The sequence below is a fragment of the Bacillus sp. FJAT-49711 genome, from assembly GCF_018343715.1.
Taxonomy (GTDB): Bacteria; Bacillota; Bacilli; order Bacillales; family Bacillaceae_C; genus Lederbergia.
In genome coordinates this window covers 685,714-706,428 of sequence record NZ_JAGYPL010000001.1, presented here as the reverse complement: position 1 = coordinate 706,428, position 20,715 = coordinate 685,714, and the positions used below count along the sequence as shown (strand labels likewise).

The following is a 20,715-nucleotide window of genomic DNA, read 5'->3' as shown; positions in this document are numbered from 1 at the left end:
TTAAACTGTCTTTAAAAATTGAATCGTAAATGGAATTTTATAAGCTTGCCCATCGAAGGCTTTAATGGCTCCAATGATTGTAAAAATAGTCATAAGCAGTCCAATGATAGGCAAAAGAAGAAATCCAATAAGCACAATGCAAAGTATTCCCGCCAAAATTAAATAAATCGTATAAGATATTAAAAAGTTCAAATATTCCCTTCCATGGAAATCAACAAGGGATGATTCATCTTTTTTCAAAAGCCAAATAATTAATGGACCAACAAATGTTGAAAAAAAGCTCGTTATATAGATCGCTGTAGCAAATATTCTTTCATTTTGATCTCCCATATTTTTCTCTCCCTTTTCGGATTGTCTCTATAAAATATACGCTTCTAAAAGAAAAAAGTTTCATAGTTTTGCTGTTATTTATATTTGTCGAAATGATGTCAAAAAAAGTTAAAAAACGTCACTAAATTTTTGAATTTTACTATTTTCAAATAGTGATTTTTTTTGTATGATGTCATTAGAAAATAAAAAATTAAATAAAGCTCATAATTGAGGGAAGGCAAATGGTGCGCCACCTATCCGGAGTTCGGGAGGTTCTAGTGGGTTCGATTCCCACCCCGAAATTTTTTATGCACTTTTAAAAAATTTCGAGGGTAGGAACGATACTACGGGACTGCCCTAATGGAGGGGTTCAAATGCTCAAAAAGCGAGAATTGAATGGGCATGAATGTCATGTATTATTTGAACTGATGACGCACCCGGATGTCTTCCCTTTCGTACGCCAAAAAGCCCATTCTTTTGAAGAGTTTATGTTTATGACTAAGCAGACGATTGAAGCTGAAGAACGTGGGGAATTGATTTCGAGAACCATTCTTGATGAATGGGAAAATCCAATCGGGACCATTAGTTTATTCGATTTAAGGGATCAAGCAGGATTTCTAGGAACTTGGATTGGAAAACCATATCACGGTAAAGGCTTTAATAGTATAGCTAAGGAAGCTTTCTTTCAAGAAGTATTTTTTGAAAAGGACATTTCTACGATATTTATGAGGATACGCCAAAAAAATGTCCGTTCTAGAAAAGCTGCCGAAAAGCTGCCATATACTGTAAAAGTAAATGATTCACGACCATCGATTTTTCAACAATTAAACAAAGAAGAGTATATTTACGATTTATATGAAATTCCAAAAGACTTATTTACGATGAATTATATGAGACAGTCTTCAGAGCAGGTAGAATTTCAACCACTTGAAGCATAACAGTCGGTTTATTATAACCGGCTGTTTTTATATGCTATAATTGAGTTTATTATTTTTTATTATTGAGGTTACATATGAGACAAACATTTACAATTAGTGAAAAACTACACCAACTATGGATTATTTTTACCCCTATTTTAATCACTCAACTCGCCATGTTTTCAATGAGTTTCTTTGATATTATGATGACTGGCAAATATTCTGCAGAACATTTAGCAGGTGTTGCGGTTGGATCTTCCTTTTGGATTCCTATTAATACCGGACTGAGTGGAATTCTTTTATCCGTTACGCCTATTGTCGCACATTTAGTAGGCGCCAATAAAAAGAACGAAGTTCCCTTTTCCGTCATGCAAGGTATTTACGCAGGGATTGCCATGGCTATCCTTATTATCATTATTGGCTTTTTTGTTCTGAATCCATTGCTAAATGGGATGAACCTAGAGAATAATGTTAGCCATGTTGCTAAATATTATTTAATATCATTAAGCTTTGGTATTGTTCCACTATTTGTGTATAATGTTTTACGATCTTTTATGGATGCATTGGGCAAAACGAGAGTTACAATGATTGTTACGTTATTATCGCTTCCAATTAATGTAACTTTAAACTATATTTTAATATTCGGTAAGCTTGGGATGCCTGAAATGGGCGGGATTGGAGCAGGTATTGCGTCAGCTATTACCTATTGGTTGATTACTTTTATTGCGATATGGATTATTCATAGAAAAAAGCCATTTTCAGATTATGCGATCTTTCGTTCGATTCCGAAAATATCTTTTAGTAAATGGAAAGAAATCTTTTCCCTCGGAGTGCCAATTGGTTTGTCCATTTTTATAGAAACAAGTATCTTTTCCGCAGTCACATTGTTTATGAGCGAGTTTGGAACAAAAATTATTGCTGCACATCAAGCTGCTTTAAATTTTTCTTCATTCATTTATATGATTCCTTTAAGCATATCGATGGCATTGACGATCTTGGTTGGTTTTGAATCAGGAGCGAAAAGATTCAAAGATGCAAGACTTTATAGCTATCTTGGAATTGGCGGAGGAATTACGATTGCCTTAATAACTGGAACACTATTATTTCTTTTCAGAAGTAATATTGCGTACTTGTATAGCAATGATCCCGATGTAGTTGTACTAATCTCACAATTTATGCTCTTTGGAGTTTTTTTCCAATTGTCAGATGCTGTTCTTGCACCCATTCAAGGTGCACTGCGAGGCTATAAAGATGTGAATGTAACTTTTATTATGGCACTTGTTTCTTTTTGGGTCATTGGTCTGCCGTTTGGCTACCTATTAGCAAAAAGCACACAATTAGGCCCTTTTGGATATTGGCTCGGGTTAATAACTGGATTGGCGGTTGGCGCCATTACACTTTCTTATCGCTTGATCTATGTACAAAAAAAGCATATAAGCATACAAAAAAGCGAACATGCGTAACCTAGCGATAAACTGGTTACGTGCTCGCTTTTTCTTTTTTCTTTAACTCCAAAGCTATCGACTAGCAAACTTCTTGACCTTGTCCTGTTATAAGTAAACATCTCGCGTGTTTCCTTATCGCAAGTTTTGGTTCCTGAAGTTTGCACGCCGATAAGCAAGGCGCTTGCACTTATCTCTTATTTCCCAATAAATTGTTGTGTCCAGTAATTGCCGTTAGCAACATGTCCAACACCAATATGAGTGTAGCCGCTGTTTAAAATATTTGCTCGGTGACCTTCACTGTTCATCCAAGCTTTTACTACTTCTTCCGGAGATTGTTGTCCCATTGCAATGTTTTCACCTGCTGAACGATAAGTGATGCCAAATTTCTTCATCATATCGAATGGTGATCCATATGTTGGGCTTGTGTGGCTAAAATAATTATTTACAGACATATCCCTTGATTTTTCTCTAGCTACTTTACTTAATTCAATATCAACTTTAAGTGGCGCAAGACCGTTTTTAGCTCTTTCTTGGTTAGTCAAATCAACAACTTGCTGTTCAAAAGCACTCAATTGTGAGTTAGTTTCTGTTGCAGGTTTTTCTTGTTGTTGCACCGGCTTTTGAGTTGGCTGTTCAACAGGTTTTTGTACTGGCTGCTGAACTGGTTTTTTAGCTGGCTGTTCAACAGGCTTTTGTACCGGCTCCTGGACTGGCTTTTTAGCGTCCCGCTTTTGTTCTTGTTGAACTGGAGTTGATTTCTTCACAGCTTGCTTTTGTTCATTACTTGTTGGTATTTGTTTTAAAAATTGATTCAAATCTATATTGTATTGTTCCATAATTTGTTTATATAAATCTTGGTAGTTTGAAGTATTAACTTGATAGTATACTACTTTTGTTTTTACAGGTTGCAATTCTGCTGCGTCCGCTTTTCCTGCAGTAAAAGGTGCTGATAAAAGTGCGGCGGCTGCTACAGTTGACATGACTATTTTTTTCATTTGTTTTTTCCTCCCTTAATCTCTCATTTCGTTTGCATGATTATATTAACATACGTTTTTATGTAATATTTAAGGGAGGAATTGCCAGATTACTATTTTTAAAGCTATTTTTACTCATTTTCATTTTGCCATTTCGTCTAATCTATGATTTAAGCACCTTTTTCTAATAATCTTGCTCATGGTTCTCATTAGAAGTTTTTCCAGTTGCTTATACTCTTTACCATATATTTCATGAAATAACGTATTGACAACTTTTTAAAACACTTCGTTTATTACTAATGTTACACTTTTGTATCAAAAGTTAAGCTTATAATATAGCTGATTTTGGAGAAAACTATTGATAAAAATAATGTAGGAGGACTATATGAGTACTCGATATTGCTGTCCAAATTGTAAAACAAACCGTTCACGTTTTAATATCATTGAACAAATCGCCCATTCAGTAAAATTGGATCCACAAACAGGAGAAACGATAGAAGAATATGAAAATGCTGCTGATGCCGGACCTTTTCACGCAATTTACAATGGTCCAGAAAGAAGAATACAATGTGGTTCTTGCGGATTAATTGAAGATGAAAGAACGTTTATTAAGTTTGCTGAAAGATAGTAATGAAAAAAAGATTCCAATGAAAAAGTCTTTTAAATTTAGTAATATGTTAAAATGTAGCTGTTGATTTCCGTTTCAGCCGGCTTCGCTTTCCGCAGACGTACCGGGGCGCCTGTGGGCTCTCCCCTCCTCCGTACTCTTGCAGGAGTCTTTGCCGCCTTCCAATACAATCAGGCTCAAGCCATGCCCGCGGGAAGCGAGTGCCGGAACAGAGAGCAACGGACCTCTTACATGATTTATTGCAATTGATCTATTTTTTTACATTAAATATACAAAGAAGGCTGTCCAGAAAGTCAGTTTTATTGACTTTCTGGGCAGCCTTTCCTTTATTATTTATTGGATTTAGTTAAAACTTCAATTGCCTTTTTAACTTGTGGGTCATTCTTTTGGATATGTTCACTCAGATTATTCATTAACTTTACTGTTGTATCTCCAGTTAAAATACCATTTTCCTTAAGCTTTTCGGCTTTCTGAAATTTTTTAACAGCATTTTCAGTATCAGTATCGTAGAAGCCATCTATTTTCCCTGGCTTATATCCTAATACCTTCAGCATCTCTTCAGCAGCTTTTACATCATTAGAAGCGGATGATACTTTTAGCTTTTTATCAGGATCTATATACGATAAATTCGCATATTCAGGCAAAGAGACTTTATAATCAGGCTCAATTCCTTTTTTATGGATCCAGTTGCCGTTCGGTGTTAACCATTTTGCCATTGTATATTTTACGTTAGAACCATCCTTAAAATCATTTACTGTTTGAACGGTGCCTTTTCCAAATGATTTATCGCCAATTAACGGAATATTAGCTGTTTCACTGACAGCACCTGCTAAAATTTCTGATGCACTGGCGCTACCCTCGTCTATTAAGACTACAGTAGGGATATTGATTTTCTCCCCACCTTGAGCAACCGTTTTTTCAATAGTACCATCCCGATATTCAACTTGAACAATATTACTGCCTTCAGGTACAAAGAGATTTGCCATCTCAATAGCCTGATCTAAAAGACCACCAGGATTTCTTCTTAAATCAATTATAAGCGATTCCATCCCTTTATCTTTCATTTCATTTATGGCTTTTGTTAAATCATCGTAAGTATGTTTGGAAAAAGAAGTAATTTGTATTTTTGCCACATTATTTTCCAACATATCTGTGTAGACCGTATTAATAGGGATATCATCTCTTGTGATTGTTACTTTTATTAAGTCTGTGCTTTCCCCACGCTGAATACTAAGAGTAACTTTTGTACCCTTTTCACCTCTGATTAGAAGAACTGCTTCATTTGCTGTCATTCCTTGAATGTTTTTATCATCGACAGCAATAATCTTATCATTTGGTTTTATACCTGCTTTTTCCGCTGGAGATCCTTTTATCGGAGATACAACAACGATATTTCCATTTAACTCTTGTATTTCTGCTCCTATCCCTTGAAAAGATGCAGAAATGCTTTCTTGGAATTTTTCGTTCTCTTCTTTTGTCATATAATCGGAATACGGATCATCCAGAGCATTTACCATTCCAGCAATAGCCCCATCAATTAATTTTTTTTGATCTATATTTTCATAATACTTCTCATCTAGCATATCGAAAGCATTATATAATTTATTGAATTCTTTTCTTTCTTGTATCGCTACACTAACAGCTTTTTCATCTCCGAATGAAAGTGCTGCCAATGTAATGCCAGCAGTTGCGAAAACTAAAAGAAAAATGAGCATAATAAACTTGAATTTTTTTATCCGAATATAACTATTTTCTTCTAAATGATTATCTACCTTATTTTCTTCATCCATCAAAAATCACCACTTTCGTTTCAGCAGCATAGGCTTGTAACAACTTCTCTTATGTAAATTACATTGTACTGCAACTTCATCATTTTATCAGCTTTTTTAACAATATTAAAGAGAAAAGGCCAAGCTTTCTCAAAGCCATCATACATACTTCGAGAAGCTTGGCCTTCTTTATATTTATATTTTCCGGACTTCTTGAAAGAACTCTTCAAGAGTCCAATTGTTTTTATACATGATTTGGGCATTTTTTTCTCCAACATAACGATAATGCCATGGTTCAAATTGATAGCCCGTAATTTTTTCCTTATCTTTTGGATAGCGAAGGATATATCCAAAACGGTGAGCATTTTCTTTCAACCATTTTCCTTCTTCTGCATCTTCAAATTCTTCGACTAATAAATACTGTACACTTTCACTGGATATGTCCATAGCAAGTCCAGTTTGGTGTTCACTTTTCCCTGGAAAAGCCACTGCTTGCAGCGCTTTGTCTTCTCCAACTCTGCCAATTTCATTGTTAAAAATGGATTCTTGTCTATCGTACGATCTATATCCGGATACAGCAAAAAGATGAATGTTTAATTTTTCTGCCGCAGAAAACATTTTCTCAAGTGCTTTAGCAGCTTCTTTTCGCAAATAACTTTTTTCTATGTCTTGATCGCCAAAAGAGAATGGAACTTTAGGGCGAACTAAATCATCAGGTATATAAGTGCCTGGTAAAGCAAATTCTTTATTAACCAGCGCTAATACATTCGCAGCATTGACAATCTCGTTTATTCCATTAACTTCTTTAATTGTATTAAAGTAGACCGCTTCAAGCGCAAGTAAAGAATCGTCTTCTCCTGGTGCGTTGCTTGCGTAATTTTCCTTCGTTTGTTCATTCCGTTCAGCCAATTGTGGATTTTTTTCAGCTTTTTCTAATGGCTTTTCATTAATAAATGGAATTTCCACTGAACATGCTGAGAGAACAACAGCTGCAGCAATTGTAATGATTAATTTTTTCATAATTACCCACATTTCTTTTTCTTCAATATAAATTAGGAATCTTTAATTGTTGCTTCCAAGGCTACTTCTATCATGTCATTAAATGTCAGCTGTCTTTCTTCAGATGAAGTAACCTCACCTGTAATAATATGATCACTTACAGTTAACACTGATAGAGCCTTTCGCCCATATTTTGCAGCAAGAGTATAAAGAGCGGATGTTTCCATTTCAAGGGCAAGTATACCATATTGCGCCCACTTTTCATGTTCTGCATTATCATTGTAGAACATATCAGCTGTAAAAACATTGCCCACTTTAACATGCAATCCCTTTTCTACAGCCCCATCATATGCATTTTTAAGTAAATCAAACGATGCTGTTGGCGCATAATCAATACCGTTAAAGGTTAAGCGATTCATTTGTGAGTCAGTGGATGCCGTCATAGCAAGAATGACATCCCGAACTTTTACATCTTTTTGAATGGCCCCGCAAGTTCCAACTCTAATTAAATTTTGCACATCATAACTTTGCATTAACTCATTAATATAAATAGATATCGAAGGAACTCCCATACCAGTACCTTGCACTGATATTCTTTTACCCTTATACACACCAGTGAAACCAAACATATTTCGCACTTCATTATAGCAAACCGCATTTTCTAGAAAGGTTTCAGCTATGTATTTAGCACGTAGTGGATCACCTGGTAATAGAACTGTTTCAGCAATATCGCCTTGTTTCGCTGCAATATGAATACTCAAGAAAATCCCTCCAACATATTTATTGTCAAATTTTAGCACCTATCGACTAGCAAGCGCTTGGCCATTTCGCATCCGCAGCCACCATCTATTCTTACCTTATTTTGCTGACCTTGTTCCTCATGAACAGGCTTGTCAGCTGAAATTTAATCGTTGATGATTTTGGCGCGTATACTTATCTTTCTCTTTCTTATTCTAATTCTTTCAATCCTTCCTTGCAAATTTTGTAGAAAAAATAATGTTGAAACATGACAGTTTAGGAAAAAAAGCCAAAATAAAAACGCCAAAATTGATTTGGCGCAAAACAGGTAATCACTATGATTACTCATCCCACTCTTCAATAATACATTTTGAAATTAAATAGTCGAAGGTGATATCAGCTAATTCTTCGGATTCAAGTTCCGTAGGGGTGTAGCCTCTTTTAATAAGCTCACGATAGAAAAATTCAGCGATTTCCTCTGTATCAATAAACAATTCAGTATCACGCATACCCTTCTCTCCCTTTCTGAATTCTCTATCAAACATTATTTTTTTTCTGCTTCTAAATATAATTCCCAAACACGATCAAAAAGCGCTAGTGTTGGTAAATATCCCCCATTTAGTTCTAAGTAGCTACTGATTTCGTTATAATCATCCGAGTATTTTGGAAAGCTGTGGTCATTATAAGCATCGTTCGCAAATTTGCTAATATCATCTTTTAAATGCGGCTGTCTGTATTTCATAAGAAAATGATAAAAGGATTTATTCATTAAGATTAATCCGCCTTTCAGTAACATTCTTCTAACAAATAATAGCGGATTAGAGATTATTCGTAAATGTATTTAATTATATTGAAGCTATTCTTTTTATCAATGTATGCATATAGTACATTTTCATTCGTAATAAATTTAGCCCCCTTAAAGTACGGGGGCTATTTATTAATTTGGAAATACCCAGCAGGCGCCAATGATGATTAATAAAATAAACAATACAACGATTAGCGCAAACCCATTACCACCTACAAAACCGCCTCCGTAACCACCATACATTGGATAAGATGGGCAACAGCCGTCATAACCGTAGCCTCCGAAGCCTCCATACATATCATTCACTCCTCAATTCTTTAATATCTTCGTTCCTATATTATGTATGTATGTAATGGGCTGTTTGTGCGTTTGCCTATTTAGTAAAAAAAGCACCCAATGAATGGATGCTAAATCATTTTATTAAAGTTTGGTTTTATAAAAGCCAAGTACCGGCTTTTAGACCTATAAGGTAGTTTAAGAATTCTTATTAAGATCTAATTCTTTTCCCTTCGTTCAGATGAAAAATATTTAATATTATTTTGATTCACATTAAATAACAACTGTGTTTGGAAAAAAAGACTTCTATAAAAATAATCTTTCGTACTCCTCATATCCTTCTTTTTTTAAATCTTGCTTAGGAATGAAGCGAAGCGAAGCTGAATTTATACAATATCGGAGCTTAGAAGGCCCAGGACCATCTGGAAAAACATGTCCTAAATGAGAATCTGCTCCTTTACTTCTTACTTCGGTTCTAATCATTCCATGACTTAAATCTTCTTTCTCCAATAATTCTTTATTATCAATTGGTTTCGTAAAGCTGGGCCATCCACATCCTGCGTCATACTGATCTCTCGAACTAAAAAGCGGTTTTCCGGAAATGATATCTACATAAATTCCATCTGTTTCATTATTCCAATACTCATTATCAAAAGGAGGTTCTGTTCCATTATTCTGTGTTACATGAAATTGCATCGGTGAAAGCTTATTCCTTAATTCATCTTTATTCATTTCAATCCCCCCAATGCTTATTAATAAAATGTTTTCTTCCTGATCCAAGCTGATAGGATTCATAACGTTCAGGGTTTTTTCGATAAAAATGCTGATGATATTCTTCTGCTGGATAAAAGATGCTGGCCGGCTCTATTGGAACAACTATTGGTCGAGAAAATTTACCGCTTTTTTCTAATGCTGTTTTTGACTGTGCTGCAAGTTGTTTTTGCTCTTCAGAATGGTAAAATATCGCTGTTCTATAGGAATCACCACGATCATAAAATTGGCCGCCTGGATCTGTCGGGTCAATTTGCATCCAGAATATGTCCAGCAAGCGCTCATAAGGGAAAAAATTTGGATTAAATGTGATTTGCACAGCCTCCGTGTGTCCAGTGAGGCCTGAACATACTTCTTCATACGTAGGATACTCTTTTTTTCCTCCAGTATAGCCTGAAACAACTTTTTCAATTCCAAGTAGTTCATCAAAAGGCTTCACCATACACCAAAAACAACCGCCTGCGAAAGTCGCTAATTCACTGCCCAAAGAATTCTTCATTTTAAAAACGCCTCCTTCCTACCTTATAGACTTCCGACATTCACCGAGTCAGATGACGCAAGATTTTCAAGCACTACTTTTTTATTTCTCCTCATACTTTTTATAAGGAGTTTTCAATAGTAGATTACCCATTCAATTGGATAAGATAATAAACTCCATACAACGCATGAGCAAACAACCGTTGATTTTCATTCAGGGCGGACGCTTTCCGGAAAAGCAAGGTGAGACTCCTCTGTCGCTTCGCACTCTTAGAGGTTTATGATCCGCCGTCGGACAGCACGTCCTAAAACCGGCTTTGGTGGTTGGCCACAAGGACGTGTTTTTCTTTAGGCGACTAGGCGTCGCAGCCTTACACTTCAATTAACCAAGATATTCTATTGCTCTTGGAAAGCCATTCTACAAATCCTAGTAAGCTTTTGTATATTAGCAAATTTACGACTTCAAATTCGGAGAGTATATTAGACCTACTCAATCAACGGGTACAAACATTTTCATAGCAATTCGATCATCCACTAAACTGAATTCCTCAGCTCTTACTTGAATGCCACTTTTCAATTTCATTTGTTGAAGGGAAACATATATTTGCTTATCATTTGGCTGGATAATGACCCATTCTGGCAACTTGTATGAATCTCGGATAAATTTAAGAATATATGTGACAGGAAGCTTGACATCCCCTAGTGACAATGATTTTTGCCTTAATATAAGATCTCCATTTTCCAACGCTTCCGGTTCAAATGTCATTTTCAAATACATGCTTTGGGAAAAAACCTGAACTTCACCGTATAATTCTACTTCATCTGTCAATAAAACACGGTAATGAATCGGACCGTCTAGACCTTCCTTTTCAATATAATGATTTATAAGTGCATTAAGATCTTGTTTCTCTGTACGTATTAAAAATTCGGACATGTTTGCGGTCGAGACATTAGTTTTAGGAATAGGCTCTTGATCAACTGCTAGAAAAAGCATTGTCCCTAAAATAAATAAAAAAAGTATATTAATCGATAATAATGTAATAAATAAAAACTTCCAAATGTTTTTTTTCTTCATCTCTCTCTTCCCCTGTATCCCTTTGTTATTTCAATATTTTATATAGTTTCCCCTTTTTACCAAGATAATCGTAAATTCGATTAGCAATTAATTCATATCCTTCATTATTAGGATGAAAATAATCAGTATAAAGTAATGTTTCCTCTTTGTTTTGAAATATATCATCAACTGGGACAAAGGTTGTTTGACTATAATTATTGATCACTGTAGAGCTGGCATCGTTCCAACTATTAACAATTTCATCCATTTCTTTTAGATCGGAAAACCATCTTATGAAAGGATTATAAATACCTACTAAATATATATCTGTTTCATTGTTATATGAAATAATAGTATCAATGATTTCTGTTAATCTTTCACTATACCCTTTTTCTGCATTCAAAAACATATTTACATGAAGACCCATTAGATTTTCTTTGAATACTTGCATAACATCATTACCACCAATAGTTATAATGACAATATCAGCATCTTTTATTGAAGCTTTAATTTTATTCTGTTTAAGACGATCTAATAATTGATCAGTTCGATTGCCCTTCACTCCGAAGTTATTAAAATCAACCTCTTTGATACTGTGATTTTCTTCGAGCTTATCTTTTAAATATGAGATATAACCACCCTTGCCATCTATATCACCAATGCCTTGAGTTAAAGAATCACCGATAGAAACAATGTTGACAGTCACTGGCATAAAATTAGCCGGCGGCATTTGTTTTTCTTCACGGTTTATTATATGAACACCTTGTTTTGAATAAGGTATAGAACAGCCTGTTAATAATAATATACATCCCATCACGATAATGATGTACTTTCTAATCAAATATGCTCACCCTCAATATCTGTAAAGTCACATTATTATAACATGCTTAGGAAGTATGGAGATAAAGAAAACATAAAAAGCGATCTATATGTAGATCACTTTTTTACATTACCATTCATTATTCTGTGTAATACATAAATCCAATCGCCCCAGCACCTGTGTGGGTGCTAATAACAGGAGTTGTATCACAAATCTCAATATTCATAAAACCCGTTAGTTCTTCCACTTTTTCTTTACATAAATAAGCGAGTTCAAGTCCATCAGCATGGGCGATGCATAAGCTTTTTAATGTCTTTCCATTAATATCATCCATAAACTGCTTAATTACGTACTTTACAGCCTGAGCCTTACTTCTTACTTTCGCAACTGGCGAATATTCTCCTTCGTCTAAGAGCGCTATAGGCTTGATATTTAGCAGTGAACCAATCATAGCCTTGCCTTTTCCGATTCTTCCACCCTTCACTAAATTTTCAAGAGTGTCAACTACAACATATAGTTTTGTCCCTAGTCGTACTTTCTCTATAGAGGTAAGGATCTCTTCCATTGTTTTACCTTCATCTGACATTTTGGCAGCTTCCCTAACTTGAAAGGCAAGTGCTTTGGAAATGAATAAAGAATCAATAATAGTAACTTTAGAGTCTGACATTTTGGCAGCGGCTCTGGCGGAGTCTACTGTTCCACTCATTTTACCAGTTAAATGGATTGATAGAATTTCACTTCCATCTTCCCCGAGTTCATCATATAATTTCAGAAATTCGCCTACTGCCGGTTGAGAGCTTTTTGGCAGTTCCTCTGAAGCCTTCATTTTTTCCATAAATTCTTTTGGGGTTATATCTACTCTATCTAAATAAGTTTCACCTTGAATTGTAATGGATAAAGGTATTACATGTATATTTAATTGTTTCACTTCTTCTTTTGATAAGTCACATGTTGAATCAGTTACAATTTTTATTTTTCTCAATTCGCCACATCCTTTAAGATATCAATCTCCATTATACAGGTTCCTCATATGATTGAATAGTGATGTTTATGTATAGTATTGTTAAGAATCGTTTGCTATTATTGTTTTATCGTTCTATGCTTAAAAGAACTTCGTAAATAAAAAGGATGGTGAATAAAATTGGAGACGACCTATTATACAGACGGTGAAACTTATAATTGGAAAGAAGAACTGGCTAATGCCATTACACATGGGATTGGATTTTTATTAAGCATCCCAGCTCTCGTCATTCTGATTGTATCTGCAGCGAAAAATGGTGGAGCACTTCAAGTTGTAAGCTTTACAATATTTGGAGTTACTATGCTGCTGCTTTATTTATTTTCAACAATGCTCCATAGCTTCAAGCCATCTAAAGTAAAGAATATATTTGCTATATTAGACCACTCGGCGATTTACCTTTTGATCGCAGGAACGTATACACCACTTGTTCTTGTAGCTTTAAACGGTGCACTAGGATGGACATTATTCGGTATTGTGTGGGGACTTGCGGTAGCTGGAATTACCTTTAAATGTTTTCTTATTAATAAATTCCGTGTCATATCCACTATCTTCTATTTAGCAATGGGTTGGCTTGTCATCATAGCCATAAAGCCTCTTTATGCTAACTTAAGCGGTCCAGGGTTTGCACTATTACTAACTGGAGGACTTCTATATTCAGTTGGTGCAGTTTTTTACATTTGGCGCAACCTTCCATATTCTCACGCCATTTGGCATTTGTTCGTCATCGCGGGAAGTGCGTTTATGTATTTTTGTATATTGTTTTATGTGTAGCATAAAAAGTAAGAATGTAAGCGATTGGCCCATCGACGTACAAACTTTAGTGTTTACAACTGAAATAAAGAAAATAAAAAGCGAATCCCCGTGGATTCGCTTTTTATTTTCTTTTGTATACTCTAAATTCATAATTATATGGATTTTTTTCGTTTTTTTGGCCTTTTTGGCTAGAAATAATCAACCATTTATCCCAATCTAATTTTGGGAAATATGTATTGCCCTCGAAAGTGTGGAATATTTTAGTAACATATAAACGATCTACTTCATCCAAAAACAACTGAAATATTTCCGACCCGCCTGTAACAAAAACATTAGAATTACTCTTTATTATCCATTGAAGAAGCTCATCTTTGGAATGAAATACGAGGCAACCCTCTACCTGATAATTTTTATCACGAGTAAGTATAATATTCGTACGACCAGGCAGGGGTTTACCAATAGATTCGTACGTTTTTCTACCCATTATGATTGCATAGCCCATCGTTGTTTCTTTAAAATATTTTAAATCAGCAGGTAAACGCCAAGGCAGATCGTTATTTTTTCCAATTAATCCATTTTCATCCTCAGCCCATAAAAAAGAAATCATACGCTCACTACTCCTTTTATAGGAGGGTGCGGATCGTAGCCTTCAAGTGTAAAGTCTTCAAACTTATAATCAAATAAATCTGAAACATTCGGATTAATCTTCAAAGTTGGCAATGGACGAGGATCCCTTTTAAGTTGAAGCTCAATTTGTTCAATGTGATTTGAATAAATATGTGCATCGCCAAAAGTATGGACAAATTCACCTGGTTCAAGATTTGTAACTTGCGCCATCATCATTGTTAACAACGCATATGAAGCAATGTTAAAAGGTACACCTAAAAAAATATCCGCTGAACGCTGATACAGCTGGCACGACAGCTTTCCATTGGCTACGTAAAATTGAAAAAGACAATGACATGGCGGAAGAGCCATCTTATCAATCTCGCCTACATTCCAAGCATTGACAATCATTCTGCGTGAATCTGGAGTATGCTTAATTTGATGAAGAACATCCTTAATTTGATCAATTGTTCGTCCATCAGCGGTCGTCCAGGATCTCCACTGTTTTCCATACACGGGACCTAGATCACCGTCTTCATCTGCCCACTCATTCCAAATCCTTACACCATTGTCTTGTAAATATTTAATATTTGTATCCCCTGCTAAAAACCATAAAAGTTCATGAATGATCGATTTTGTATGCAGTTTTTTAGTCGTAAGTAATGGAAAGCCCTTCTGTAAATCAAACCTCATTTGATATCCGAATGTACTAATGGTTCCCGTACCAGTTCGATCTTCCTTTGTTGTTCCATTTTCCAAAACGCTTTTACATAAGTTTAAATATTGTTCCATGTAAACACATCCTTAATTTCATTGTAAACTTGTAAAAAATTGAAAAGTTTCAGGTGCTAGTTTTTTTAATATATTTCTCGTATCATCTGAATAATAATAAAAGGCAAAGCTTTCAGCAAAGTATTCCTCTTCATAATGGAGGAAATAAGAATTATTTGGGAATAATTGATTTGCTTCTTCCAACCAAATACTTTTAAATGCATCTATTTTATCATTATAAACCAAATGATAAAGTGTATGTGCAAGTTCATGGTATTCAAGAAGTACTGAACCATGTCCCATCCCTTTATGGCTGCTGCCTATTTTAACAAGAACAATATTTGATCCGCCAATTCCTGGAACTTGATCCCACGTAATATGAGTAGGATAACCACGAGGGGTTTTTCCTTTCAAATGAGCGGCACTAGCATTATCTGTTAATGTCCCATTAAAAAGAATAACCTTCACCTTTTTCTTCTTAAGTTGACCTAAAATAGAGGAAGGCAGATAATCTAGTCTATTAATAATTTCAGCAGCCTCTTTTTGATTATATGAATCTTCCGGCAACACGACAATATCTTTTAAATAATGACGAGATTGTAATGTCAAACTATCGTAAAAACTGCTCTCACTTAAAGGAATACCTTCATATGTTGCATTTGATGTGGTAGAAAGTGCAAGAATTATTATTAGTAAAAAAGGTGGAACAATCAACCATTTGCGCATAAGAAGCCCCTACTCCCTAGAAGTCTATGAATATATAGATAATTATATCATTTTTCATAGATTAGAAGTATGACTTCATAATTCCAATAATTGCATTTAGCCAATAGGGTATTTTAATAAAAACCCAAGCCGGCTTTTACTCCTAACAAGGAGGTTTAGCTTTTCTTATTAAACTGCAGCCTTTTCTCATTAAACTATCAGTCCGAGAATAAAATTTATTAATTTACATTCAAATAACAGCCTTTTTTAGGAAGAGAGCCGACCATAAAGAAAGCAAGAACGCGGAAGCGAACTTGCTTTCATACCGTTTGCCAATTAGGTGGCGTATTTTTGTTCCATTGTATTGTACCGATTGTATAATGAGTTTGAAATTGATCATGATAAGTATGGTAATGAAAATTAAACCTATATCCTTCTAAAGGCGGTTTTTCCCTTCTTACATGAAACCGAATTACATCTTGCTTTGTTTCAGCATGGTATATATTGAATATTTTCTCACTAACTCCTCCACCCGGCATCTCTGTTATCGCCAGGTTTACAAGCTCGTCATCAGGAAATTGGGCAGCTGTCATTTCAATTGCCTCTTCTATATTAGGTAAAATGATTTCTTGAAACTCATCTTTAATTACATTTGAAATCTTCGGACCAAATTTAATTAATGATTGTCGTTCAGCTTCATCTGTCATCACTTCAATAAATTTTTCCTTATGAGACTTTTCTTCAACCTGGATTTGGCTTTCAAAGATAGGCTTTTGCGCAGTTTCATTTGATGAATCTCCTCGATGCTGAGCTCTAGGGGCGTCATCATTTTCTGACCATAAAGCATGTGAAGGAGTAACAGTTCCGAATGTTAGAATCGAAACTAATACGATCAATGATTTTCTTAAGAATGATTTCATCGCAGCTACTCCTTTCCTAAAATATATATGTATTAATAATATACTATTTTAAACGGAACATCGATAGAAAAGTTTCATTTTCACTAAAAAAATGGCAATTATATGAATATGAGCTATAATAAAATTACTGCCATGACAAGGAGGTTTTTTTCCACATGACTATTCTTATTAATATAGGGGTTTTTGTAATGATAGGTTATTTCGTCTATTGTGCAATAGCAGATTAAAAGCTGCGGTGTAACTACCCGCAGCTTTTGTTCTTGTTTATAAAATTATAGGATAACTTATAGAAAGTAGTTGCCGTCTAGTTCTAGCACCTAGCAAATTTTCCATTTATTCCTACAATATGCTTTTTTTGTTCAGCTATATACTCTTGCGCCTATGTTCATCAGCTAAAGTACTTTTTGAATGCTTCATTCAAATTTTGAACGATCGTATCAATATCATGATCTTCAATATCTTCTCTTGGTATAAAATGAACTAATTCATTTTCCTTAAATAATGCCATTGATGGTGAAGAAGGCTCATATCCTTTAATATAGCTCCTCATTTTTCCAGTTGCCTCTTTATCTTGTCCGGCAAATACTGTAACAAGATTAGTTGGTTTAATTTCACTTGATGCTACAGCATGTATAGCGGCAGGTCTAGCAAGCCCCGCAGCACATCCACATACCGAATTGATTACAACGAGCGTTTTTCCATTCACATTTTCCATAAAATCAACTACTGCTTCTTCTGAGGTTAATTCTTGAAAATGTGCATTCGTCAATTCTTCTCTCATCGGCTTTACTATTTGTTTCATGTATTCTTCATACGCCATTGACATCTTCATCTCTCCTTTTTGTTTCGAGCTTCAGTCATTTGTTTCCACACAGATCCTTTCGCTTCTAACCCGCCTTCAATACGCTCTATGGCCATCTTTATTTGCAACTGCACTTCAAATTCAGGATCGTTTTCAGCTTCTTTTAAAGCGGATAACACTCTCTTATCTCCTACTTCATATAAAAACATAGCTGCTCTCCAGCGTACAATTCTACTTTTATCTTTTAAAGCTTCACACATTTCATCCATTGCTTCTGGGAAACCAAGATCTGATAAACAATCACCGGCAGTCCTTCTGACAGTAACAGTTTTATCTTTTAAGCCTTTATAAAGATATGGCAAAACCTGTTTATCCTCAATCATTCCCAAATAAACGACGGCCAATCTCCGAATAGACAGCTTTTCATCTGTTAAAGCTTTTTCTAAAATCGGTAAATCATCGATCGTAGGATCCTGCATTTGCTCTAGCAATTGGTAACGCTTTTTCCAATCAGGATCGTCCAACATATAAGATTCCAGCTTTATTAACTTTCTGGCATGTTTTATTCCCTCTGATGGATTAATAGCTCTTTGAACGATCGATTGTAGCCTTTCTTCTGGATACGCCGCACCTAGTTCATCAACCACTTCTTTTCCAATTTGATCAAAATCGCCATAGCGTGCCCCTAAATCCTTCCATTTGCGAAGTAAAATGAAATTATCATCTGGGAGCTGTGCTTTACTCATCGCCCCTTGAAAACGTGCCGGAAGACCGAATCTTTTTTCTTCATTTCCATCTGAAAGTTTAACTTGAAGAGGAATTTCTTTAAACATTTGAATTTGAACATTTACTTCACCAAAATGCTCATCAGGCTGTTGATTACCGGTATTCGAAAATGCACTGTCTTCGCCAAATGCTTCCCTTACTAATGGTAGAATTTCCTCCCAGCTGTATTTCCCATGTCGTTCAACCGCTAAAAAATCAGCAACATGATAGACTCCATTAACGCCTTCTATATGAAGGATTTTTTTAATGACTGGCGGTGCACCAGCATCTTGGTCCTTTTTATAATTATTGCTTTTACCGGCAGCCAATGCTTCGTCTAAAATTATTTTCATCGTATTAGGACTTGGAGTAGGTTCAATCGTTATAATCTTCAATTTTAAATGTTCCCCCTCTAAGTTATCTATTTTTTCTTATTGTAGCATAATAAAGATTTTTTCCTTCTATACAAGCTCAGATAAATAGGACCATCTTGAAATAAAATGCTCTAATTGATTGTTCAATTGATCGATTTCATTCATTAATTGTTGGGCTTTTTCAAAATCACTTCCTATTCTCTCGAGATCTTCTGCCAATTCTGTAAGCTTCGTTTCTGTTTCTAAAATTTCTTCCTCAATCGTTTCCCATTCTTTTTTCTCAAGAAATGTCATTCGTTTCTTTTTAGGCTGATCATTTTTTGGTTTTGTTGCTTCCAGCGACTTTTGTTCTAATTCTCTACTTCTCCTATCTTCCTCTACTGCTGCTTCCAAATATTCACTATACGTTCCATAATATTGATCTATTTGTCCATTCCCTTGAAAGACAAGTAATTGATTTGCGGTTTTATCAAGAAAATAGCGGTCATGCGAGACGGAAATGACGACACCTGGAAATTCATCAATATATTGCTCAAAAATGGTTAGTGTCGCTGTATCCAAGTCATTCGTTGGCTCATCGAGCAATAAAACATTTGGTTTACTCATTAATAAGCGCAATAAGTATAATCTTCGCTTTTCTCCTCCAGAAAGTTTTTTAATAACCGTCCCATGAGTGTTCATTGGAAATAAAAACCGTTCTAACATTTGCGCGGCCGAAATCGATTCACCATTATTCGTTTCGACAACTTCTCCTGCCTCACGAATATAAGCAATCATACGCTTATTTTCATCCATTTCCGTGTTTTCCTGAGTGTAATAAGCTATTTTGACTGTTTGACCTGTTACTAATTCACCTCCATCCAATTTCAACTTGCCCGCCAATATATTTAAAAATGTTGATTTACCACTGCCGTTTTTACCTACAATTCCAAAACGGTCGCCTGGTTTGATCAGTAAGTTATAATCTTTTAATATTACTTGATCCTTAAATGATTTTGATGCACTTACAAATTCAAATACTTGTTTACCTAACCGGCTGCCTTGAAGAGAAATATCAACATCAGCTTTAGCAGGGACCTTTCCTAACTCACCTTCAAGCTTGTCAAATCTCTGGATTCTAGCTTTTTGCTTAGTTGATCTTGCCTTAGCTCCACGCTTAATCCAAGCCAATTCATTACGGTACAAGTTTTTTCTTTTATCTTCAGCTTGCAATTCTTGTTCTTCCCTTAATGCTTTAGCTTCTATAAAAGATTCGTAATTTCCATCATATGAGAATAACCGACCGTGATCCAGTTCCATAATACGTGTAGTCGTTTGATCAAGGAAATATCTATCATGTGAAACGATCATGACTGCTTTAGGATATTTATTTAAAAATCCTTCCAACCATTTTATCGTTTCATAATCAAGATGATTGGTTGGCTCATCTAATAAAAGCAAGTCGGGGGTTTCTATTAAAGCTTGAGCTAACGCCACACGCTTTTTTTGCCCTCCTGATAATTGTCCTATCTTCTTGTTAACATCATTTATACCTAGCTTGGATAAAATAACCTTTGCATTCGTGCTTGCTTCCCAGCCATTTTTAGCATCCATTTCCTTTTGCAGTTCAAATAATGCGTTTTGATAAGTCGTATTTTCTGGATTTTGTTCTAACTGTGAAGTGGCCATTTCATATGACTTTACCAATTGAATGATGGGAACATCACTATTGAACACTTGGTCAAGGATCGTTAGTGCTTCATTAAGCTTAGGTGCCTGCGCTAAATAATAGATCGAATAATCTTTTGGATGGCTGAATATTCCTGTATCGGGCTCTTCGATTTTTGCAACTAGCTTTAAAAGACTTGATTTCCCAGTACCGTTAACTCCGATGATGCCAATTTTGTCTCCTTCATTTACGTGAAAAGTAATATCATTAAATAAACGTTTATCTCCATAAGTTTTCGCAATATTTTCCGCTGAAAAAATCTTCAATCAAACCATTCCAATCAATTTATATTATTAGAAGAGCGCAAG

At 35.3% G+C, this 20,715-nt stretch carries 24 protein-coding genes; 4 read left to right on the top strand and 20 right to left on the bottom strand.

What is annotated here, in order from left to right; genetic code table 11:
* Positions 1-330 (bottom strand): DUF4870 domain-containing protein, encoded by a 330-nt coding sequence (locus KHA96_RS03585; RefSeq protein ID WP_213127908.1) that lies wholly within the window; start codon positions 328-330, stop codon positions 1-3.
* Positions 331-683: 353 nt separating this feature from the next.
* Between KHA96_RS03585 and KHA96_RS03580 the strand changes: the two genes are divergently transcribed.
* Both KHA96_RS03580 and KHA96_RS03575 read left to right on the top strand, forming a co-directional pair.
* The gene (locus tag KHA96_RS03580; protein ID WP_213127907.1) at positions 684-1,247 is read left to right on the top strand and encodes a GNAT family N-acetyltransferase; all 564 of its coding nucleotides are present in this window, start codon (positions 684-686) and stop codon (positions 1,245-1,247) included.
* A gap of 74 nt (positions 1,248-1,321) precedes the next feature.
* On the top strand, positions 1,322-2,689 hold the full coding sequence (locus KHA96_RS03575) for an MATE family efflux transporter (RefSeq protein ID WP_213127906.1): 1,368 nt from the start codon (positions 1,322-1,324) through the stop codon (positions 2,687-2,689).
* 176 nt (positions 2,690-2,865) lie between these two features.
* On the opposite strand, the gene KHA96_RS03570 is transcribed toward KHA96_RS03575, so the two are convergent.
* Positions 2,866-3,666 (bottom strand): CAP domain-containing protein, encoded by an 801-nt coding sequence (locus KHA96_RS03570; RefSeq protein WP_213127905.1) that lies wholly within the window; start codon positions 3,664-3,666, stop codon positions 2,866-2,868.
* A 364-nt stretch (positions 3,667-4,030) separates the two neighbouring features.
* On the opposite strand from KHA96_RS03570, the gene KHA96_RS03565 reads away from it, so the two are divergent.
* A complete protein-coding gene (locus KHA96_RS03565; protein ID WP_213127904.1) occupies positions 4,031-4,273 on the top strand; it encodes a DNA alkylation repair protein in 243 nt (80 codons plus the stop codon).
* Positions 4,274-4,602: 329 nt separating this feature from the next.
* Here KHA96_RS03565 and KHA96_RS03560 read toward each other — a convergent pair whose 3' ends face one another.
* From KHA96_RS03560 to KHA96_RS03510, 11 genes are all read right to left on the bottom strand, one after another.
* The gene (locus tag KHA96_RS03560) at positions 4,603-6,063 is read right to left on the bottom strand and encodes a lmo1851 family serine protease (protein ID WP_213127903.1); all 1,461 of its coding nucleotides are present in this window, start codon (positions 6,061-6,063) and stop codon (positions 4,603-4,605) included.
* A 174-nt stretch (positions 6,064-6,237) separates the two neighbouring features.
* Positions 6,238-7,062, bottom strand: a complete 825-nt coding sequence (locus KHA96_RS03555; RefSeq protein ID WP_213127902.1) for a M15 family metallopeptidase — start codon at positions 7,060-7,062, stop codon at positions 6,238-6,240.
* Positions 7,063-7,094: 32 nt separating this feature from the next.
* Positions 7,095-7,802: a purine-nucleoside phosphorylase gene (gene deoD / locus KHA96_RS03550; protein WP_213127901.1), complete on the bottom strand. Its 708-nt coding sequence runs from the start codon at positions 7,800-7,802 to the stop codon at positions 7,095-7,097.
* Between the two features lie 318 nt (positions 7,803-8,120).
* A complete protein-coding gene (locus KHA96_RS03545; RefSeq protein ID WP_213127900.1) occupies positions 8,121-8,288 on the bottom strand; it encodes a YozD family protein in 168 nt (55 codons plus the stop codon).
* A 35-nt stretch (positions 8,289-8,323) separates the two neighbouring features.
* Positions 8,324-8,548, bottom strand: a complete 225-nt coding sequence (locus tag KHA96_RS03540; RefSeq protein WP_213127899.1) for a YozE family protein — start codon at positions 8,546-8,548, stop codon at positions 8,324-8,326.
* A gap of 168 nt (positions 8,549-8,716) precedes the next feature.
* A complete protein-coding gene (locus KHA96_RS03535; protein WP_283248433.1) occupies positions 8,717-8,881 on the bottom strand; it encodes a YjcZ family sporulation protein in 165 nt (54 codons plus the stop codon).
* 285 nt (positions 8,882-9,166) lie between these two features.
* The gene (gene msrB, locus KHA96_RS03530; RefSeq protein WP_213127898.1) at positions 9,167-9,592 is read right to left on the bottom strand and encodes a peptide-methionine (R)-S-oxide reductase MsrB; all 426 of its coding nucleotides are present in this window, start codon (positions 9,590-9,592) and stop codon (positions 9,167-9,169) included.
* A 1-nt stretch (position 9,593) separates the two neighbouring features.
* A complete protein-coding gene (msrA, locus tag KHA96_RS03525; RefSeq protein WP_213127897.1) occupies positions 9,594-10,130 on the bottom strand; it encodes a peptide-methionine (S)-S-oxide reductase MsrA in 537 nt (178 codons plus the stop codon).
* A 468-nt stretch (positions 10,131-10,598) separates the two neighbouring features.
* Positions 10,599-11,183 carry a YpmS family protein gene (locus KHA96_RS03520; RefSeq protein ID WP_213127896.1) on the bottom strand — a complete coding sequence of 195 codons (585 nt, stop codon included), beginning with the start codon at positions 11,181-11,183 and terminating at the stop codon, positions 10,599-10,601.
* 25 nt (positions 11,184-11,208) lie between these two features.
* The gene (locus tag KHA96_RS03515) at positions 11,209-12,003 is read right to left on the bottom strand and encodes a GDSL-type esterase/lipase family protein (protein ID WP_249315251.1); all 795 of its coding nucleotides are present in this window, start codon (positions 12,001-12,003) and stop codon (positions 11,209-11,211) included.
* A 118-nt stretch (positions 12,004-12,121) separates the two neighbouring features.
* Positions 12,122-12,964, bottom strand: a complete 843-nt coding sequence (locus KHA96_RS03510) for a DegV family protein (protein WP_213127895.1) — start codon at positions 12,962-12,964, stop codon at positions 12,122-12,124.
* A gap of 159 nt (positions 12,965-13,123) precedes the next feature.
* On the opposite strand from KHA96_RS03510, the gene trhA reads away from it, so the two are divergent.
* Positions 13,124-13,774, top strand: coding sequence for a PAQR family membrane homeostasis protein TrhA (gene trhA, locus KHA96_RS03505; protein WP_213127894.1), 651 nt, complete (start codon positions 13,124-13,126; stop codon positions 13,772-13,774).
* Positions 13,775-13,877: 103 nt separating this feature from the next.
* Here the strand turns inward: trhA and KHA96_RS03500 are convergent, their stop codons facing one another.
* The 7 genes from KHA96_RS03500 to KHA96_RS03470 form a co-directional block, all read right to left on the bottom strand.
* On the bottom strand, positions 13,878-14,363 hold the full coding sequence (locus tag KHA96_RS03500; RefSeq protein ID WP_213127893.1) for a dihydrofolate reductase: 486 nt from the start codon (positions 14,361-14,363) through the stop codon (positions 13,878-13,880).
* Positions 14,360-15,154 carry a thymidylate synthase gene (locus KHA96_RS03495; RefSeq protein ID WP_213127892.1) on the bottom strand — a complete coding sequence of 265 codons (795 nt, stop codon included), beginning with the start codon at positions 15,152-15,154 and terminating at the stop codon, positions 14,360-14,362. Before KHA96_RS03495 ends, KHA96_RS03500 begins: the two co-directional genes overlap by 4 nt.
* A gap of 18 nt (positions 15,155-15,172) precedes the next feature.
* Positions 15,173-15,859 (bottom strand): anthrax toxin lethal factor-related metalloendopeptidase, encoded by a 687-nt coding sequence (locus KHA96_RS03490; protein ID WP_213127891.1) that lies wholly within the window; start codon positions 15,857-15,859, stop codon positions 15,173-15,175.
* Positions 15,860-16,158: 299 nt separating this feature from the next.
* Entirely contained in the window at positions 16,159-16,758 is a 600-nt protein-coding gene (locus tag KHA96_RS03485) for a YpjP family protein (protein WP_213127890.1), read from the bottom strand.
* Positions 16,759-17,146: 388 nt separating this feature from the next.
* The gene (locus tag KHA96_RS03480; RefSeq protein WP_213127889.1) at positions 17,147-17,584 is read right to left on the bottom strand and encodes a BrxA/BrxB family bacilliredoxin; all 438 of its coding nucleotides are present in this window, start codon (positions 17,582-17,584) and stop codon (positions 17,147-17,149) included.
* Between the two features lie 2 nt (positions 17,585-17,586).
* Positions 17,587-18,720, bottom strand: a complete 1,134-nt coding sequence (locus tag KHA96_RS03475; RefSeq protein WP_213127888.1) for a conserved virulence factor C family protein — start codon at positions 18,718-18,720, stop codon at positions 17,587-17,589.
* A 66-nt stretch (positions 18,721-18,786) separates the two neighbouring features.
* Positions 18,787-20,673, bottom strand: a complete 1,887-nt coding sequence (locus tag KHA96_RS03470) for an ABC-F family ATP-binding cassette domain-containing protein (protein ID WP_213127887.1) — start codon at positions 20,671-20,673, stop codon at positions 18,787-18,789.
* Positions 20,674-20,715 lie beyond the last annotated feature (42 nt).

Coding starts and splice junctions, on each gene's coding strand:
- KHA96_RS03585 (WP_213127908.1), bottom strand. CDS start 330: ATGGGAGATCAAAATGAAAGAATATTTGCTACAGCGATCTATATAACG.
- KHA96_RS03580 (WP_213127907.1), top strand. CDS start 684: ATGCTCAAAAAGCGAGAATTGAATGGGCATGAATGTCATGTATTATTT.
- KHA96_RS03575 (WP_213127906.1), top strand. CDS start 1,322: ATGAGACAAACATTTACAATTAGTGAAAAACTACACCAACTATGGATT.
- KHA96_RS03570 (WP_213127905.1), bottom strand. CDS start 3,666: ATGAAAAAAATAGTCATGTCAACTGTAGCAGCCGCCGCACTTTTATCA.
- KHA96_RS03565 (WP_213127904.1), top strand. CDS start 4,031: ATGAGTACTCGATATTGCTGTCCAAATTGTAAAACAAACCGTTCACGT.
- KHA96_RS03560 (WP_213127903.1), bottom strand. CDS start 6,063: ATGGATGAAGAAAATAAGGTAGATAATCATTTAGAAGAAAATAGTTAT.
- KHA96_RS03555 (WP_213127902.1), bottom strand. CDS start 7,062: ATGAAAAAATTAATCATTACAATTGCTGCAGCTGTTGTTCTCTCAGCA.
- KHA96_RS03545 (WP_213127900.1), bottom strand. CDS start 8,288: ATGCGTGATACTGAATTGTTTATTGATACAGAGGAAATCGCTGAATTT.
- KHA96_RS03540 (WP_213127899.1), bottom strand. CDS start 8,548: ATGAATAAATCCTTTTATCATTTTCTTATGAAATACAGACAGCCGCAT.
- KHA96_RS03535 (WP_283248433.1), bottom strand. CDS start 8,881: ATGTATGGAGGCTTCGGAGGCTACGGTTATGACGGCTGTTGCCCATCT.
- msrB (WP_213127898.1), bottom strand. CDS start 9,592: ATGAATAAAGATGAATTAAGGAATAAGCTTTCACCGATGCAATTTCAT.
- msrA (WP_213127897.1), bottom strand. CDS start 10,130: ATGAAGAATTCTTTGGGCAGTGAATTAGCGACTTTCGCAGGCGGTTGT.
- KHA96_RS03520 (WP_213127896.1), bottom strand. CDS start 11,183: ATGAAGAAAAAAAACATTTGGAAGTTTTTATTTATTACATTATTATCG.
- KHA96_RS03500 (WP_213127893.1), bottom strand. CDS start 14,363: ATGATTTCTTTTTTATGGGCTGAGGATGAAAATGGATTAATTGGAAAA.
- KHA96_RS03495 (WP_213127892.1), bottom strand. CDS start 15,154: ATGGAACAATATTTAAACTTATGTAAAAGCGTTTTGGAAAATGGAACA.
- KHA96_RS03490 (WP_213127891.1), bottom strand. CDS start 15,859: ATGCGCAAATGGTTGATTGTTCCACCTTTTTTACTAATAATAATTCTT.
- KHA96_RS03485 (WP_213127890.1), bottom strand. CDS start 16,758: ATGAAATCATTCTTAAGAAAATCATTGATCGTATTAGTTTCGATTCTA.
- KHA96_RS03480 (WP_213127889.1), bottom strand. CDS start 17,584: ATGTCAATGGCGTATGAAGAATACATGAAACAAATAGTAAAGCCGATG.